The sequence below is a fragment of the Thermostichus sp. OS-CIW-33 genome (genome assembly GCF_054059615.1).
This window is the reverse complement of the sequence record NZ_JBSSCH010000001.1, coordinates 123,625-139,207: the sequence shown is the minus strand read 5'-3', so window position 1 is coordinate 139,207 and position 15,583 is coordinate 123,625. Positions and strand designations below refer to the sequence as shown.

Below are 15,583 nucleotides of genomic sequence, written 5' to 3'. Positions count from 1 at the left end.
CATTTGAGATGATCCTCCCGAAAAGGTTCAAGATGGATCGACCGACCAGCGGGATCAATCGTGGTGATCCCCTCCTCCATGACCTTCCAGCGCCTCTCCAATGTAAGCTGCCGAGAGGGTTGAGAAGATCAAAGCCTGAATTGCCCCCGTAAACAGAAACAAAATCATCACCGGCACGGGGATAAACAAGGGCACCAGCAACACCAACACCGCAATCACCAGCTCTTCTGCCAGGATGTTGCCGAACAGACGGAAACTCAGGGAAAGGGGCTTGGTGAAATCTTCTAAAACGTTGATGGGCAGCAGAATCGGGGTAGGCTCGATGTACTTTTTGAAGTAAGACAGCCCCCGCTTGCTGATGCCGGCCACGAAATACATGATGCTGGTGAGCAGCGCCAACCCGGCAGTGGTGTTGATGTCGTTGGTGGGGGAGGCCAACTCCCCTTCCGGCAGGGGAATTAACTTCCAGGGGAAGAGGTTGCCCATCCAGTTGGAGACGAAGATGAACAGGAACAAGGTGCCGACATAGGGTACCCAGGGCCGGAAGTTTTTCTCGCCAATCTGGGCACGGGCAATGCTCTGCACAAATTCCAGGGCATACTCGACAAAGTTTTGCAGACCAGCCGGCTCCCGCTGCAGTTGACGGGTGCCCAAGATAACCACCGTCAAGATCAGGGCAATGGCGATCCAGCTGGCGATCAAAACCTGCCCGTGAACCGTGAATTTGCCCAGGTGCCAGTAAAGGTGATGGCCGACCTCGAGTTCTGCCAAAAGAGGAGGAGAGGAGAAGGACAGGTTCATGGGCATCACACAGAAGAAGATGAACGGGTCAAGGTCTGGACAAGATGAATGAGCAGGGTGACCTTGTAGGTCATGAACCCCAGGAAAATGGGCAATATCTGTAAAGACTTCACCTGAGTGGCTAAAACGATCAGCCCGACAAACAGAGCCAAACGCGTCACCCCCAAACGGTTGCGGCTTTTGCCCAGCTCCGCTACGCCGCGGCCCAGCATGCGCAGATAAACCACGCCAACAACCGCCCCCAGCAAGTAGTTGGCAGCTACCCCCAGAGAGTAAACCAGGGCCACTCCCACGGCAATGGCCAGACTTACCCCCAAGGTAACCAGCACCAGCCACAGCTGCAGCGCTTCATAGCTCCCGCTGCCAGCAACTGCTGCCCCCCTAGCTCCACCCTTCACCTTCCTCGCCAAATCGGGCTTCCCCAGGGCAAGGGGTGGCTCTGACGCAACTGGATCCCCTGTCTCTTCCTCCCGCTTCGGAGAAGGAGGTGCATTCTCCAAGGGAGGCAGTGGTCTGGGCTTCCACTGGGTCGCCTTCCAACGGGTAGAACTGTGAGAGAGGAGTCTGGAAGAACGGGCCATGGTTTCGAGGTCATGCCTCTCAAGGTTTGACCTTAACCCAAGATAACACGATTAAGTAACAATACTTAATGAGATTAAGTTGGGCCAAGGTCTGAAGGAGACTCCGCTGGTCGCTCAGACAGGCAGCTGGCCTTCCGAACGACAGGGATACTCCTCTGAGGAGCTAGCTAAGAATCTACCACTTTCGGGGATCGGTAGCGGCAAAATGGAAAACTTTCTGAAAGCTGTCTGGTGTAAAGTTTTGCTGGGGATGGTCAGCAGGCGTTAACATTCCGTAACTCTCTGTGTCCCGTCCTGGATCCCCCAGGTTTCATATACTAAGGGGCAGGAGTGGCAGAGGGTGAGGATGACTCCCCAGAGTTGGCTGGTGGATGCAATCTGGCTGGACTACCGCTTGGCAGTGGCGCTGACGGTGGTGATGCCATTGCTGCTGCTGATTTGGGCTTTTGCGGTGGGGTTGCGGCCCTTGATTCAGCTATTGATCGTTTATTGGCGGGTATCGAGCCTCTTGGCGGTGACGGTGTACCTGATGATTGGGGGCCTGCCCGTCAGCTTTCTCAGTGGAGCAATGGCGCGGCTGTTGATCTTGGTTTGTCTTTGGTTTTGGCGGGACTGGAGTGCTGCTCTCGAGCAGTCGAGAACCTGGGCGGCGCGAGCCTTTTTGCTCTGGCGGTGGGGCCTGACTGGTTATATGGGGGCCGGGATCCTCTTTTCGGGGGCCTTTGTGCCCTGTGCTTTCCGCACTTCTCTGCCGGAGGAGTGCCGGGCTTGGTTTGGGCCACCGCTGGGGTTTCGGGAGATCTTCCATCCCAATGTATCGCCGGAGCTGCTGGGGAGCGTGGGGGCCTGGGGGCTGGTGGCCTACCTGCTCTACAGCCTCTACTTTGTCTGGCGGCTGCGACCCGGAACTGATAAGGGGGAACTGGAAGCATGAGGGCCCTGCCTTGGCCCTTGGCCTTGGAGCGCTACAGCCAAGACCACCCGCAGGAGGTGCTCCGGGTTGAGGTGGAAAGCGAGGGAGAAATGGACTTGGTTCTTATCTACCGAGGCTACAGCAGCTCTTTGAGGCGAGCTACCCCCAGCGACCCCGAAGCGGCGGTGATCCCTCCCCAGGCCCGCTTTTTGCAGTTGGAGCGCTTGGCTGCCCCCTATCACCCCGATCGCTCACGGGTTCTGGCTGTCTATCGCAACTGGGGAGAGCTAACAGCATGGCTGGCCCAAGAAGGGATCCCAGTGACGGAGTAAGGGATCCCTGGCACCTACCGCCCCACAGGGCTGGGTTGCCGCTGGAGGATGGTGTATTCTGCCGGCTGCAAAAGCGAACGTCCTGTCATTTCGGGGGGCTGAGGCAGGCCCAAGATCTCCAGCAGGGTGGGGGCCACATCAGCCAAAGTGCCGTTGGAGCGCAACTTGACATCGCCGCCACAGCCGGGGATTTTGCGCCTTTCCCCCTCCACCAGAATGCAGGGAACGGGGTTGGTGGTGTGGGCCGTCCAGGGGTTGCCGTTCTCATCCCACATCAGCTCGGCATTGCCGTGATCCGCCAGGATCAAAGTGGTGCCTCCTGCATCCACCACTGCCGCCAGCAACCTGCCCAAACAGCGATCTACCGTCTCCAAAGCGCGGATGGTGGCTTCGTAGTTGCCAGTGTGACCTACCATGTCGGGATTGGCATAGTTGAGCACCACCAGGCTGTATTCGCGGCGGGCGATGGCCTCTATCGCTTTGTCGGTCACTTCCACTGCCGACATCTCCGGCGCCTGGTCGTAGGTGGTCACCAGCGGGCTTTGCACCAGGATGCGATCCTCACCGGGGAAGGGCTGCTCGATGCCGCCGTTGAAGAAGTAGGTGACATGGGCGTATTTTTCCGTCTCGGCAATGCGCAATTGCTTGAGGCCGGCCTCGCTCACCACTTGGCCCAGCAGGTGATCCAGGTTCTGGGGCTTGAACAGCACCTGCACCGGCAGCTCCGCCTCGTACTGAGTCATGGTGATGAAGGTGAGATCCGGCAGCAAGGGGCGCTGAAAGCCTGAGAAATCTGGGCAGACAAAGGCTTGGGTAAGTTGGCGGGCGCGATCTGGGCGGAAGTTGAAGAAAAGCACCGCATCTCCCGGCTGCACAGCCCCCGGAGCCAGGCGGGTGGGCGGGATGAACTCATCTGTGAGATCCTGGGCATAGAAAGCTTCCATCACCTCCGCGGCGCTTTGTCCACGGCCAGGGCCGTCTTGGGTCATGATCTCGTAGGCCTTTTGGGTGCGCTCCCAACGGCGATCCCGATCCATGGCGTAGTAGCGTCCGCTCAGGGTGGCGATGACGCCATTGCCCAGCCATTGCAGCTCTTTTTCCAGGGCGGCCAGAACCCTGGCACCATCGCGGGGCAAGGTGTCGCGGCCATCGGTGATGGCGTGGACATAGGCCGGAATCTCAGCCTGGGCCGCCAGCTTGAGCAACCCATAGAGATGGTCGATGTGGGAGTGAACCCCCCCCTCGGAGCAAAGGCCAACGAAGTGAAAACGGCCCCCTCGCTCTCTGAGCTGGCGACAAACTTGCATCAACAAGGGATCCTGGAAAAGGGATCCTGTCTCTATCGCGTCGCTGATGCGCACCAATTCCTGCGGCACTACCCGCCCTGCCCCCAAGGTCAGGTGCCCGACTTCAGAGTTGCCCATCTGTCCTGCCGGCAGGCCCACAGCCCGACCCGAAGCTTGCAGCAGGGTGTGGGGATAGGCAGCCCAAAGGCTATCCAGGACAGGGGTTTCCGCAGCCAGCACCGCGTTGCCATCGAGAGCATCCCGATAACCCCAGCCATCCAGGATCACCAAAACCACAGGTGCTACCGATTGCGAATCCATGAAATGGCCTCTCGTTTTATTTAAGACATAATACCAGCCCAGGCAACACGATACCGGATCTTACATTTGCGCTCAAGATTTCAGTATTATCAATCTTCTTTTGAGAGGATAAGGAAGTGCCTGCACAGGCAGGATGGAGTCTTTAGAGCCAACTCCTATGGACAACTGTGCTGCGGTCAAGAGTATTTCTGCGGATGGAATTGCAGATGGGATCCTCAGGGGCTGGGCTGCAACCGTTTGCGCAGAGACTCCGAGCGCCGCTTAGCAATGGCATTTCGGGGATCCAACTTCAGGGCAGTTTCGTAAGCTTCCAAGCTTGGGCCATAGAGATTTTTCTTCTCATAGGCATGGGCCAGATTGTTCCAAGCAGTTACATAACCGGGATCCGCAGCCACGGCATCCTTGTAGTAGCGGATGGCCAAGTCGTACTGCCCCTGGCTGAAGTAGGCAAAACCGAGGGCGTTGCAGACGGGGGGAATGTTCTCCCCGGCCACTTCTAGGGCTTTTTTGAGCTGGGCAACCGCCTGGTCGTAGAGGCCTTTTTGCAAATAGACGCTGCCCAACTCGTAGTGCTCCTGCGGGGATCCCTTGCCTTTGCTCAGGCGGGGCTGCAGCTCACGGATGACCTTTTCCTGGGCCCGTACCCGCAGCACCTCCCGCAGGACAAAGAAGCCCGCCACGCCGAGGATACTGGCCAGAGCCACCAAATACAGGAGGGGAACGTTAACGCCCATTTTGCTTGATCCACTTGCCTGTGACTGGCCTCGCTGGCGTCACGCCTGCAGGTGAGCCTCGATAAACCAAAGATCTTTGTCAATCTGGCGCGAGATCTCGGTGAACAGGTCTGCTGTGTCGGCATCCCCCAGTTCGGTGGTGCGGTCAATGTTGCGGCGGACGGAAGCTGCATAGTGAGCGTAACGGGCTGCCAAAGCCTGCAGGTGATCCCGACCCTCTTCAGCGGCCAGATCGTACTCCGGCAAGGTGGAGGTTTGGGCAACGATGCGAGCCGTGCCGCGGGCGATGCCCCCCAGCGCCGTAACCCGTTCCGCCAGCATGTCCACGTAGTTTTCCAGGGTGCTGGCAAAAGTGTCGAACATCTCGTGCAAGGCGATGAAGTGCATGCCTTTAACGTTCCAGTGGGCCTGTTTCACCTGCGTCTTCAGATCCAACGTGTCTGCCAAGGACTGGTTGAGCAGCTCCACCAGTTGCGCGCGAGCCTCTGCTGGCAAATCGATCTGGGTGGGGTAGAGACGGGTTTTCTCGGCGGTAACCATGGCCAACCTCCTAACTGTGTTTCCATTATCGGGGATCCGCTTCGGCTTCCCAACTGAGCCCATAGTAACACAAACTCAAAATGAGTATGAGTTAGGGGGCTACTTACCGATGCAGAAGCGGCTGAAAATCTGATCCAGCACTGATTCCGAGATCTCCTCGCCAGTGATCTGGCCAAGGGCATGCAGGGCGCCCCGTAGGTCGATGCTCCAAAAGTCCAGGGGGAGCTGAGCTTGGATGGCCTGCCCCACCTGTTCCAGGCTGACTTGGGCTTGTTGGAGGGCAGCGGCCTGCCGCTGGTTCAGGCTTATCTCCAGATTGGGCTGGGGACGTCCCTGGGTGACAAGCTGCTCCAGGGCTTCTTCCAGCTCCGGGATCCCTTTCCCTTGGGCGGCAACGGCGGGGACGCGGTGGGCAATTTCGGGGGGGAGAGGGATCCCCTCTGGCGGGGCGAGGTCGGTTTTGTTGATCACCAGGATGAGGGGGCGATGGCGGATCGACTCGTAGATGGCGGCGTCGGCAGCCGTCCAGCCCGCTTGGGCGTCGATGACCAGCACCAGCACATCGGCAGCCTGGGCTAGGCGTTGGGAGCGCTCCACCCCCAGCCGTTCCACCGGATCTTCGGTGGCGCGGATGCCGGCAGTGTCCAGCAGTTGAACGGGGATCCCTTTCACCACCAGGTGGGATTCCACCACGTCGCGGGTGGTGCCGGGCAGATCGGTGACGATGGCCCGATCCTGTCCTGACCAAGCATTGAGCAGGCTGGACTTGCCCACATTGGGCCTCCCGACAATGGCCACCTTCACCCCGGTGCGCAGCAGTTGTCTCCGTTCTGCCGTGGCCAGCAGGGCTTGCATCTGGGCTTGAATAGCTTGGAGCCGGGCCTGCCAAGCAGCAACGTCCAAGGGGGGCAGATCCTCTTCAAAATCGATGCGAGCCTCAATTTCTGCCAATAAACCCAGCAGCTCCTGGCGCAGGGCGCGAATGGATCCCCCTAACTTACCCTGCAAGCCTGCTAGGGCCATCCGGGCCGCCTGAGGGGAGCGGGCCGCCACCAGATCGGCCACACTCTCGGCCTGGGTGAGGTCAATGCGGCCATTCAGAAAAGCGCGCAGGCTAAACTCCCCCGGCTGAGCCAGCCGCGCCCCCTGCCGCAGGCATTGTTGCAACGTGGCCTGAACCACCATGATGCCACCGTGGCAATGCAGCTCTGCCACATCTTCGCGGGTGTAAGAACGGGGGGCCTGCATCCAAACGGCCAGCGCTTCGTCTAGGATTTGGCCTTTCTCGTCGCGGATCCAGCCGTAGAGGAGCCGATGGCTCTCCCAGACTGCGTTGCGGCGGGCAGGGGTGAAGATGGCTTGGACAATGGGAAGGGCTCGTGACCCGGAAAGGCGCACAATCCCCACGCTGCCCTGTTCAGGCACCACCGCAGTGGCAATGGCAGCGATCGTATCGGCCAGGGGCGCAGTCGGATCCATCCCAAATAGAGCCCTGAGGGAGTTCGAGCAGCCGTTGGATTACAGCTCGGCATCCACTGGATTACAAATCGACATTCAAGTTAAAAAGCCACGCCCTCAGGCTGAGGGCAAGGTAGCCTGACAGTGGAAACAACGCTCCTCCCAGTCTTTATGAAGCCGCTACGCACGTTTAAGGTCACTCCCTACCTGCCTACTCCGCTGGAAAGTCTGCGCTTGTTGGCTTACAACCTGCATTTTAGTTGGAACGTAGAAACCCGCAGCCTATTCCGGCGCATGGATCCCGATCTGTGGGATGCCTGTGCCCACAACCCGGTGGCTCTTCTGGGTCGGATCCGGCAGGAACGGCTGGATGAATTGGCGGAGGATCCCGGCTTTTTGGCCCAGTTGGAACGGGCCAGCCAACAACTGCAGAGCTATCTGCAGGAAGACACTTGGTACCGCAAGTATCGTTCGGCCCAAGCGGTGGAGGGGGAATGCTATGCCTATTTTTCGGCCGAGTTTGGCTTGGCCGATTGTCTGCCCATTTACTCAGGGGGCTTGGGGGTGTTGGCCGGGGATCACCTCAAGGCGGCCAGCGATCTGGGCTTGCCCCTGGTGGGTGTGGGCTTGCTCTACCAAAAGGGGTATTTCCGCCAGTACCTCAACCCCGACGGCTGGCAGCAGGAACGCTACCCAGTTAACGATTTCTTTAACATGCCCCTGGAGCTGCAGAGAGATGCGGAGGGCCGCGAAATTCGCATTGAGGTGGATTATCCCAACCGCAAGGTGTTCGCCCGCATTTGGAAGGTGACGGTGGGGAGGGTGCCCCTCTATCTTCTGGACACCAACATCGAGCCCAACAGCCAGTACGACCAAGACATCACCGATGAGCTGTACGGTGGCGACCAAGATCTGCGCATCCACCAGGAGATCATGCTGGGGATCGGCGGCGTGCGGGCTTTGCGCGCCCTTGGCATCCATCCCACCGTCTACCACATGAACGAAGGGCACTCGGCCTTTTTGGCAGTAGAGCGGATTCGCCTGTTGATGGTGGAGCAGGGGCTGAGCTTTGAAGAGGCCTGGCAGGTGGCCAAGTCCAGCCAGATGTTTACCACCCACACGCCGGTGCCCGCCGGGATCGACCTATTCCCGCCCGACAAGATCGATTACTACCTCGGCTTCTACTACAGCCAGATGGGCCTGAGCCGGGAGCGCTTTTTGGCTTTGGGACGGGAAAATACCGGCGACTTCCAATCTCCCTTCAGCATGGCAGTGCTGGCCATCAACATGGCCTCTTTTGTGAACGGTGTGAGCAAGCTGCATGGGGCGGTTTCCCGCAAGATGTTCAGCCGGCTGTGGCCTGGGATCCCGCTGGAAGAAGTGCCGATTACTTCCATCACCAACGGGGTACATGTCCGCACCTGGGTGGGGGAGGAGAACCAAGCCCTCTACGACCGCTACCTGGGGCCGGATTGGGCAGAGGCTCCTCCTTCGGATCCCCTCTGGAAAAAGGTGGATCGGATTCCGGATGGGGAATTGTGGCGGGCCCACGAGCGCAGCCGCTCCCGCCTGATTAACTTTACCCGCGAGCGCTTGATGGAACAGCTCCAGAAACGGGCTGCCTCAGCGGCTGAGATCCAACGGGCCTCTGAGGCCCTCAACCCGGAGGTGCTTACCATTGGGTTTGCCCGCCGCTTTGCCACCTACAAGCGGGCCACCCTTTTGTTCCACAACCTGGAACGGCTCAAGGCTTTGCTCAACCATCCTCAGTACCCGATGCAGTTTATCTTTGCCGGCAAGGCCCACCCCCGCGACATACCCGGCAAAGAGCTGATCCGCCAGATCGTGCAGGTGTCGCGGCAGCCGGAGTTTCGCCAGCGCTTGGTTTTCATTGAGGACTACGACATGTATGTCACCAGCTTGATGGTGGCCGGGGTGGATGTGTGGCTGAACAACCCCTTGCGCCCCCGGGAGGCCAGCGGCACCAGTGGCATGAAGGCGGCAGCCAACGGTGGACAGAACCTCAGTATTTTGGACGGCTGGTGGGACGAGGCTGACTATTACCAGACCGGCTGGCCCATTGGCCGCGGTGAGGAGTATGAGGATCGCGCCTATCAAGATGAGGTGGAGTCGAATGCCCTCTACGACCTGCTGGAACAAGAGGTTGCCCCTCTCTTCTACCAGCGCGGCAGCGATGGCCTACCCCATCAGTGGATCCAGCGCATGAAGCAGGCGATTCGCCTCAATTGCCCCCAGTTCAGCACGCAGCGCATGGTGTTGGAGTACGTCCAGCGAGCCTACATTCCTCTCAGCAACTACTTCGACCGCATGCGCCGTGACCACTTCGAGTCGGCCCGCCAGTTCGTTCGTTGGCAAAACCACCTGCAGGAGCATTGGTACAACATCCAGGTTCTCAACGTCCAGATCGAAACCCCGAAGAAAGCTGCCGCTGCCGGCCTTGCCTTGGCACAGGATGACCAAGTGGTGATGGCCAGGGATCCCCTCACCGTGACGGTGGAAGTGCGGCTGGGATCCCTGCAACCTCAGGATGTGATCGTGCAAGCTTATCAGGGGCCGGTCAATGATGAGGGCCAGATTCAGAAGGGACAGGCGACCCCCCTGCGCTATGTGGAGACGCTGGAGGATCGGGCCATCTTTTCCGGCCAGATTTGCTATGAGGCCAGCGGCTTGCAAGGGTTAGCCATCCGCTTGCTGCCCTTTCACCCCGATATGCACGATCCCTATGAGCTGCGGTTGATGCTCTGGGCGTGACATACTCCCATCACTGACCCTACGGGTACAGTGTGGGCTTCTCGCTTCATCGGGGAGCCTACGCAAGAACCCTCTGCGAGCAGACACGGGATGTCCCACCGCGCAGCTGCACCAGATTCCGGCAAAGCCGTTTTGTGCAACTACTCTCATCATACACCATGTGGGGGTATCTGTATCCCGACACTGACGCTACGGGTACAGTGCGGGGCTTAGCTACCCCCACACCCCCACAAGCTAAAGGGTTGGGAGGAGCACGGGGATCCCCTTTCTACTCTTGATCCAAGTGAGCTACGGGAGCTTTTTGGGCTTGAGCTGTTCGGCGTTTTTCGCTGCCAAATCGGGCAGAATCAGAGAGAAGCTCGCGAGCAGATTAAAAAAACAGGATACGCTCGTAACAGCGGTGCAGAGCAGTATGTTCAGAGCCCACGACTCTGCCGGTTTGCGCCTTTTGATTGCGGTTGCCCTGTTGCTGGGGAGCATGGCCAGCTGGCGGCAGGATCGTCTTTTGGCAGTGATGGGCCTGGTGGGTGCAGCCGCCATCTCTGCCTTTACCCGTCCGGCCATCTTGGCCTACAACCGTGGTCGAGAACGGTGGCTGAACCGGGATTTGCTGGGGGCTATTGAACAGCTCAGCTTGGCTCTGCAACGGGATCCCTGCCTGGCCAACGCCTACATTTTGCGGGGAGAAGCCTACTTTGCCCTCGGCCAAGTTCCCCAAGCCTTGGAGGATTTCGGCCAGGCGATCCGGTTGGCCCCGCGGCGACCAGAACCCTATTTTTATCGCGGGCTGATTCGTCAATCTCAGGGGGATCTCCAGGGAGCAACGGCGGAGTTTGCTGAGCTGGTGCGCCTACACCCCAATGTCCCCCACCACCTCAGCTTGGCCAACCTGCTCATGCAACAGGGATCCCTGCCTTTGGCCCTAGCTCATCTGGATGAAGCCATTCGCTTGGATCCCACCTCAGCGCTTGCCCATTCCCAGCGGGCCCGTTTACACAGCTACCTGGGCACCTGGGAGGCGGCTTTGTCCGATTGGTCGCAGGCTATTGACTGGGATCCCAGCCCAGCCCATTACTACCAGCGGGGTGTGGCTTATGCCTGTGGTGATCACTTTGACGAGGCCATTGCCGACCTCAGCCGCAGCTTAGAAAGAGAACCCCAGCAGCCCAACGTTCTCTACATCAGGGGCAACCTTCTCTATGCGCTGGGGGAGATCAAAGCTGCTTTGGACGACTACGAGCGGGCCTTTCGCCTGGAAGCGGATATGAACCGGATTGACCTCTCCGACGAGTATGGCTTGTACGGACGAGGGCTGGCCTACTGGAATATGGGAGATAAAGCAACAGCTTTTTCGGATTTGCAGGCAGCTTTGCAGGTCAGCCGCCAACATCACAACCTGGCTCTGGAGCAGCGGGTGCGCCGGTCTCTGCTGCAACTTAGCAATCCCGATTCTGCTTAGCGGAATTGACGTTAACTAGCTATTCCTTAGTAGGTGCTTTGCCTGACGCTGCGACTCCACGACGCTGCCGCTGAGGCCCAGATCCTGAATCGCCTGCAGCGGCTGACAGAGTTTTCTGTTCCTGAAGCAGCGGGGGGCTGAGGCCAAAGCAGTAGCCGACATTGCGCACTGTGTGGATCAAGCTGGGCTGGCGCGGATCCCGTTCCAGCTTTTTGCGCAACGAGAGGATATGGGTATCGACGGTGCGAGGGTTATCGGTGGAATCCGGCCACGCTCGCTCTAGTAGCTCTAGACGAGAGACGGGATCCCCGTCCGCCTGCACCAGCACCATCAGCAGGCTAAACTCCTGGGGCGTGAGGTCGATCCCTTCCCCGGCCAAGGCGACGCGCCGTTGCACCAAGTCAATTTTGAGATCCCCGTACTGCAGAAAGGTAGGGGGGATATGACGCTGTCGCCGCCGAGCCAAGGCTAGAAGGTGGGCATCCAGCAGTTGCATACTAAAGGGCTTGGTGAGGTAATCGTCCGCTCCTGCTTCTAGGCCGGCGATAATGTCCGCTTCGGATCCCCGGTGGGAGAGTAGCAAAATCAGCAGATCGTACTGGCGATGGGCCCACCGGCACAATTGCAGCCCGCCGCGGTTGGACAGCTCCGCATCCAAAATCAGCAGGTGAATGGGCTGGTGTTGCAGCAGAGTCTTTGCTTGGCGAAGGGTCTCTGCTTCCCAAACTTGGTGTCCGGCCTGTTGCAAATGCCAACACAGCAAGCTGCGCAGATGAGGGTTGCCTTCTGCCAGCAAGATGTGCAAGGGTTGCATGGCTGTCCGGTTGGGATCCCGCCCACATCATAGTGCTCCGCACCGCTGACGCGACAGTGCTATGCCTCCGGCACCCTACCGGGAACCGCACCGCTAACGCGACAGTGCCATGCCTCCGGCACCCTACCGGGAACCGCACTGCTGTCCCAGTAGATAGCGAGTCACCTTGGACTCCGTCCCGCTAGCGCGAACGGGCAATGCTGTTCGCCTTTGGCAGCGCACGGCGTTGTAGACTGACAATCTCTACCAAGACCAAAGGGCTCTGCACTGCTGACGCGATGGCCGATTCTCTCCCCCCCATTTCCGAGCGCAAACAGGATCACCTGGACATTATTCTGCAGCAGGATGTGGCTGCCAAAGGGATCCGCACCGGCTTTGAGCGGTTTTTCTTTGAGCACGTGGCGTTGCCGGAGCTGCTATTGTCGGAGATCGACCTGAGCTGCGAGTTCTTGGGAAAACGCCTACAGGCACCCCTGCTCATCAGCAGCATGACGGGGGGAACAAAGGCTGCCCGTGAGTTGAACCGACAACTGGCCGCCGCCGCCCAACAGTTGGGCATTGCCATGGGGGTGGGATCCCAGCGGGCAGCTTTGGAACATCCAGAGCTGGCCCGGACTTACCAGGTGCGCCAAGTGGCCCCGAATATTCTGCTGCTGGCCAACCTGGGTGCCGTTCAGCTCAACTACGGCTATGGGGTGGAGCAGGCGCGACGGGCGGTGGAGATGATCGAGGCGGATGCATTGATTCTGCACCTCAATCCTCTCCAGGAGGCGGTTCAACCCCAAGGGGATCCCGACTGGCGTGGATTGTATGGCCGCATCGAACGGTTGGTGGCGCAGTTGCCGGTGCCGGTGGTGGTGAAGGAAGTGGGCAATGGCCTCAGTGCCAAAGTAGCCCAGCGGCTGGCCGAATGCGGTGTGGCGGCCCTAGATGTGGCGGGAGCGGGCGGCACCAGTTGGAGCGAGGTGGAGGCCCATCGCCAACCAGATGCTCTCAAGAAACGCATCGCCCACAGCTTTAGGGATTGGGGGATCCCAACGGCTTTGTCCCTGCTGGAAATTCGTCGCCTGCTGCCGGACTTACCCCTGGTGGCCAGCGGCGGCATCCGCAATGGCATCGACGCGGCCAAAGCTATCCGTCTGGGAGCCGATGTGGTGGGTATGGCCGCCCCCGCTTTACACGCCGTCTCCCAAGGACAGATGCAGGCAGTGGTGGACACCTTTCGCGCCGTGATCGAGGAGCTGCGCATTGTTGCCTTTTGCACTGGATCGGCCAACTTGGCTCGGCTGCGACAAGCTACCCTGCGGCGGCAGGATACTTGGGATCCCTTGCCCTAAACTCCAAGCACTTGCCACAACCTGAGGGTCAATACCAGAGCCCCCAGATGATAGGGCCACTGTATGCTTTGTCGAGATGCTTTGTCGAGCTATTTTGCCGGTCAGCACCCAGGAGAGAACCAGAGCCAAGATAGCGTGGATCCCTGGAAAAACCGAATCACCGCCCGGTCAACCTGCCAGAGATAGAAAGAAGGGATCCCGGCTGGGAGAAAGTTGCTCAGGTTACCAGCAGCACCTAACCTGCCTCCATCTGGACGGTCAAGGCAAGTGCAATTGTCGGCTAATCCGCACCATCGGCCCCAGTCCCAGTCCCGTTGGGTTCAAAGCCTGCATCTCAAACAAGGCCAGAATGTGGCGCACTTGCAGCTCTGGGCGCGTAGAATTCACCCCCATCGCCACCACCAAGCCGCAATAGCCACCCGTATCCCGGCAACGCCGCTCCCAGCGCTTGCGAGCCATGGAGTGAACGGGATCATCTTCGGGAAACTCCCCAAACAGGTGCAGATCGCGATTGCCCGTTTGCACAATTTCCAAGTCGTAGCGATCGCCATCGAAGGGATCCACCCCTGTGTTGAAACAAACGCCTTGCGGCCCACCTTCCCCACGCAAATTCTCGATGAGCTGCTTTGCTTTTGATCGAGAGGTGCGCACAATCACCACCGGCAGCCCTTCTCCATTTTTCACCAGCTTGCTTTGGGGGAGAGGATGCCATTGCCCCGTGCGACGCAGCATTTCCACCGTTGTCCACGGCAAGACCCCCAGGCCTATCTGCGCGCCCTCGGGCACCAAATCATCCCGCAGCAGGGTTTGGGCAGGTTCTTCCTCCTCCCCTTCCAGCTGCAGCAGCTCTTCAGCCACGTCCGGCAGAGTGCGCACCTGCACCGAAAGGGTTGCTCCCTTCTCTTGGGGGTTGGGAATGCGGTACCGACCTTGATAGGAGCGAAAGTCATCTTCCAGCTTGCGGTGGTACTGCTTGAAGAAGCGATGCAAGGCTTCCAAGGCCACCGATAAGGCCGCCGCCTCATCCTCCTGCAAAGTCACGCGCAAGCCTTCCAGGGGGTGAATGGTGCCAAAGTTCGGCTCAACTTCCTCGGGATCCAAATCTGCCAAGTCCAGATCCGGCAGTTCGTTAAGTTCAGGATTGCGAGCTTGGAAGGTGAGATAGAGACAATCTTGTCTGAGGAAGGCTTCCTCCATCTCTTCGGGAGTATCCGGCTGGCCCGCATCCTGGCGAAACTGTTTGAGGGAGGGCAGCGAGCGATAGAAAAGTACCCCATACTCCATGCCCAACCGCCCCATCACCGAGACATAAAGGGTTTGGATATCCCAGTGATTTAGGTCGATCGCCAGGATTTGGTGATCCTCTAGGTAATCCCAGGGAGCATCTCGCCAGAGGGTAAGGGCTTTGCCGGCCAGCAACTCAGCATAGTGTTCCGGCAGAGGGGGAGGGATCCGCTCGTTGGCCTCTTCAAAGCTCTGCAGGATCTCGTCGATCAGAGGCAATTCCGGCTGGCATTCCACCTTGATGTCCAGCTCGTGCAGGATGCCGCGCAAGAAAAATTGCACCTCTCGATCCCGCACGATGATCTTCTGGGGACGAGCAGGTGGGGCAGCATGGGGCCGCTCCATAGCCATGATCAAGGTTCGCACCATCGGCTCAAAGCCAGAACCGGCGGGCACCACCTCCATGGCCCGTACCACGCCCTGAACGCCATCCACCCAAAGAATGCACTCCCCCTCTGTCTGGGATCCCATGGGTGGCGATCCTGAGAGCTTGTGGCGATCCCCTTCCCACACCGAGGGCACCTGGGGCAGCTTTTGCAATCGACGAACCGTAGCGGCTGGGAGACCGGACATAGACATCCAAGGAGAATCAGGAGAACAACCCAATCGGCTGAGTAGGTATGCCAAACTGAGCAGGGATCGGCCTTGGCCTCCTGTCAACAAGACCCAGGGATCCCGCTAATGCCAATCTAACCACCAGTGTAGAAGCTGAGTTCGGCTTCAGCGAGAGGAGACAGCAGAGCCAAGTTCCATGGCACCAGAAGCTGATGGTCAGATTCGAACTGACGACCGCTCGATTACAAGTCGAGTGCTCTACCAACTGAGCTACACCAGCAATTTGGCTTTACCAAGCCTAGCATTTTCCAGGATTCCCCCTTGGCCTTGTCCTGTGGATCCCAGCACCACAAGAGAAGGGCTCGGACAGTTGCTGCTGAGAGCTTCTCCAGAGAT

13 protein-coding genes and 1 tRNA gene are annotated in these 15,583 nt (G+C 59.1%); 5 read left to right on the top strand and 9 right to left on the bottom strand.

Annotated elements, in window-relative coordinates; genetic code table 11:
• Positions 1-54: 54 nt before the first annotated feature.
• Positions 55-801, bottom strand: coding sequence for a F0F1 ATP synthase subunit A (atpB, locus tag ACVWZG_RS00670; protein WP_414330483.1), 747 nt, complete (start codon positions 799-801; stop codon positions 55-57).
• 5 nt (positions 802-806) lie between these two features.
• Complete coding sequence (locus ACVWZG_RS00665) at positions 807-1,211, bottom strand: hypothetical protein (protein ID WP_238376806.1); 405 nt, start codon at positions 1,209-1,211, stop codon at positions 807-809.
• A 517-nt stretch (positions 1,212-1,728) separates the two neighbouring features.
• Between ACVWZG_RS00665 and ACVWZG_RS00660 the strand changes: the two genes are divergently transcribed.
• Both ACVWZG_RS00660 and ACVWZG_RS00655 read left to right on the top strand, forming a co-directional pair.
• On the top strand, positions 1,729-2,316 hold the full coding sequence (locus ACVWZG_RS00660; protein ID WP_011434226.1) for a DUF3177 family protein: 588 nt from the start codon (positions 1,729-1,731) through the stop codon (positions 2,314-2,316).
• On the top strand, positions 2,313-2,627 hold the full coding sequence (locus tag ACVWZG_RS00655; RefSeq protein ID WP_457384614.1) for a DUF7734 family protein: 315 nt from the start codon (positions 2,313-2,315) through the stop codon (positions 2,625-2,627). The genes ACVWZG_RS00660 and ACVWZG_RS00655 overlap by 4 nt, the downstream gene beginning before the upstream one ends.
• Positions 2,628-2,641: 14 nt before the next feature.
• On the opposite strand, the gene gpmI is transcribed toward ACVWZG_RS00655, so the two are convergent.
• The 4 genes from gpmI to mnmE form a co-directional block, all read right to left on the bottom strand.
• On the bottom strand, positions 2,642-4,234 hold the full coding sequence (gpmI, locus tag ACVWZG_RS00650; protein ID WP_414413735.1) for a 2,3-bisphosphoglycerate-independent phosphoglycerate mutase: 1,593 nt from the start codon (positions 4,232-4,234) through the stop codon (positions 2,642-2,644).
• A gap of 215 nt (positions 4,235-4,449) precedes the next feature.
• A complete protein-coding gene (locus ACVWZG_RS00645; protein ID WP_011434229.1) occupies positions 4,450-4,968 on the bottom strand; it encodes a tetratricopeptide repeat protein in 519 nt (172 codons plus the stop codon).
• A 39-nt stretch (positions 4,969-5,007) separates the two neighbouring features.
• A complete protein-coding gene (gene dps, locus ACVWZG_RS00640; protein ID WP_414400696.1) occupies positions 5,008-5,508 on the bottom strand; it encodes a DNA starvation/stationary phase protection protein Dps in 501 nt (166 codons plus the stop codon).
• A gap of 99 nt (positions 5,509-5,607) precedes the next feature.
• Entirely contained in the window at positions 5,608-6,987 is a 1,380-nt protein-coding gene (mnmE, locus tag ACVWZG_RS00635) for a tRNA uridine-5-carboxymethylaminomethyl(34) synthesis GTPase MnmE (protein ID WP_457404854.1), read from the bottom strand.
• A 150-nt stretch (positions 6,988-7,137) separates the two neighbouring features.
• Here mnmE and glgP point away from each other — a divergent pair, with 150 nt between their 5' ends.
• Both glgP and ACVWZG_RS00625 read left to right on the top strand, forming a co-directional pair.
• The gene (gene glgP / locus ACVWZG_RS00630) at positions 7,138-9,738 is read left to right on the top strand and encodes an alpha-glucan family phosphorylase (RefSeq protein WP_457404852.1); all 2,601 of its coding nucleotides are present in this window, start codon (positions 7,138-7,140) and stop codon (positions 9,736-9,738) included.
• A 412-nt stretch (positions 9,739-10,150) separates the two neighbouring features.
• Positions 10,151-11,197, top strand: coding sequence for a tetratricopeptide repeat protein (locus ACVWZG_RS00625; protein WP_457404849.1), 1,047 nt, complete (start codon positions 10,151-10,153; stop codon positions 11,195-11,197).
• 19 nt (positions 11,198-11,216) lie between these two features.
• Here ACVWZG_RS00625 and ACVWZG_RS00620 read toward each other — a convergent pair whose 3' ends face one another.
• On the bottom strand, positions 11,217-12,011 hold the full coding sequence (locus ACVWZG_RS00620) for a response regulator transcription factor (protein ID WP_414381044.1): 795 nt from the start codon (positions 12,009-12,011) through the stop codon (positions 11,217-11,219).
• Between the two features lie 278 nt (positions 12,012-12,289).
• Between ACVWZG_RS00620 and fni the strand changes: the two genes are divergently transcribed.
• On the top strand, positions 12,290-13,348 hold the full coding sequence (fni, locus tag ACVWZG_RS00615) for a type 2 isopentenyl-diphosphate Delta-isomerase (RefSeq protein WP_457404846.1): 1,059 nt from the start codon (positions 12,290-12,292) through the stop codon (positions 13,346-13,348).
• A 258-nt stretch (positions 13,349-13,606) separates the two neighbouring features.
• On the opposite strand, the gene ACVWZG_RS00610 is transcribed toward fni, so the two are convergent.
• Positions 13,607-15,205, bottom strand: coding sequence for a DUF6930 domain-containing protein (locus tag ACVWZG_RS00610; RefSeq protein WP_457404844.1), 1,599 nt, complete (start codon positions 15,203-15,205; stop codon positions 13,607-13,609).
• A 189-nt stretch (positions 15,206-15,394) separates the two neighbouring features.
• Positions 15,395-15,467: transfer RNA gene (locus ACVWZG_RS00605), tRNA-Thr, on the bottom strand.
• Positions 15,468-15,583 lie beyond the last annotated feature (116 nt).

Bases quoted from the DNA above. Each gene is read 5' to 3' on its own strand.
- ACVWZG_RS00655 (WP_457384614.1), top strand. From the start codon at position 2,313: ATGAGGGCCCTGCCTTGGCCCTTGGCCTTGGAGCGCTACAGCCAAGAC.
- ACVWZG_RS00660 (WP_011434226.1), top strand. From the start codon at position 1,729: ATGACTCCCCAGAGTTGGCTGGTGGATGCAATCTGGCTGGACTACCGC.
- ACVWZG_RS00620 (WP_414381044.1), bottom strand. From the start codon at position 12,011: ATGCAACCCTTGCACATCTTGCTGGCAGAAGGCAACCCTCATCTGCGC.
- dps (WP_414400696.1), bottom strand. From the start codon at position 5,508: ATGGTTACCGCCGAGAAAACCCGTCTCTACCCCACCCAGATCGATTTG.
- gpmI (WP_414413735.1), bottom strand. From the start codon at position 4,234: ATGGATTCGCAATCGGTAGCACCTGTGGTTTTGGTGATCCTGGATGGC.
- glgP (WP_457404852.1), top strand. From the start codon at position 7,138: ATGAAGCCGCTACGCACGTTTAAGGTCACTCCCTACCTGCCTACTCCG.
- ACVWZG_RS00610 (WP_457404844.1), bottom strand. From the start codon at position 15,205: ATGTCCGGTCTCCCAGCCGCTACGGTTCGTCGATTGCAAAAGCTGCCC.
- ACVWZG_RS00625 (WP_457404849.1), top strand. From the start codon at position 10,151: ATGTTCAGAGCCCACGACTCTGCCGGTTTGCGCCTTTTGATTGCGGTT.
- mnmE (WP_457404854.1), bottom strand. From the start codon at position 6,987: ATGGATCCGACTGCGCCCCTGGCCGATACGATCGCTGCCATTGCCACT.
- ACVWZG_RS00645 (WP_011434229.1), bottom strand. From the start codon at position 4,968: ATGGGCGTTAACGTTCCCCTCCTGTATTTGGTGGCTCTGGCCAGTATC.
- atpB (WP_414330483.1), bottom strand. From the start codon at position 801: ATGAACCTGTCCTTCTCCTCTCCTCCTCTTTTGGCAGAACTCGAGGTC.
- fni (WP_457404846.1), top strand. From the start codon at position 12,290: ATGGCCGATTCTCTCCCCCCCATTTCCGAGCGCAAACAGGATCACCTG.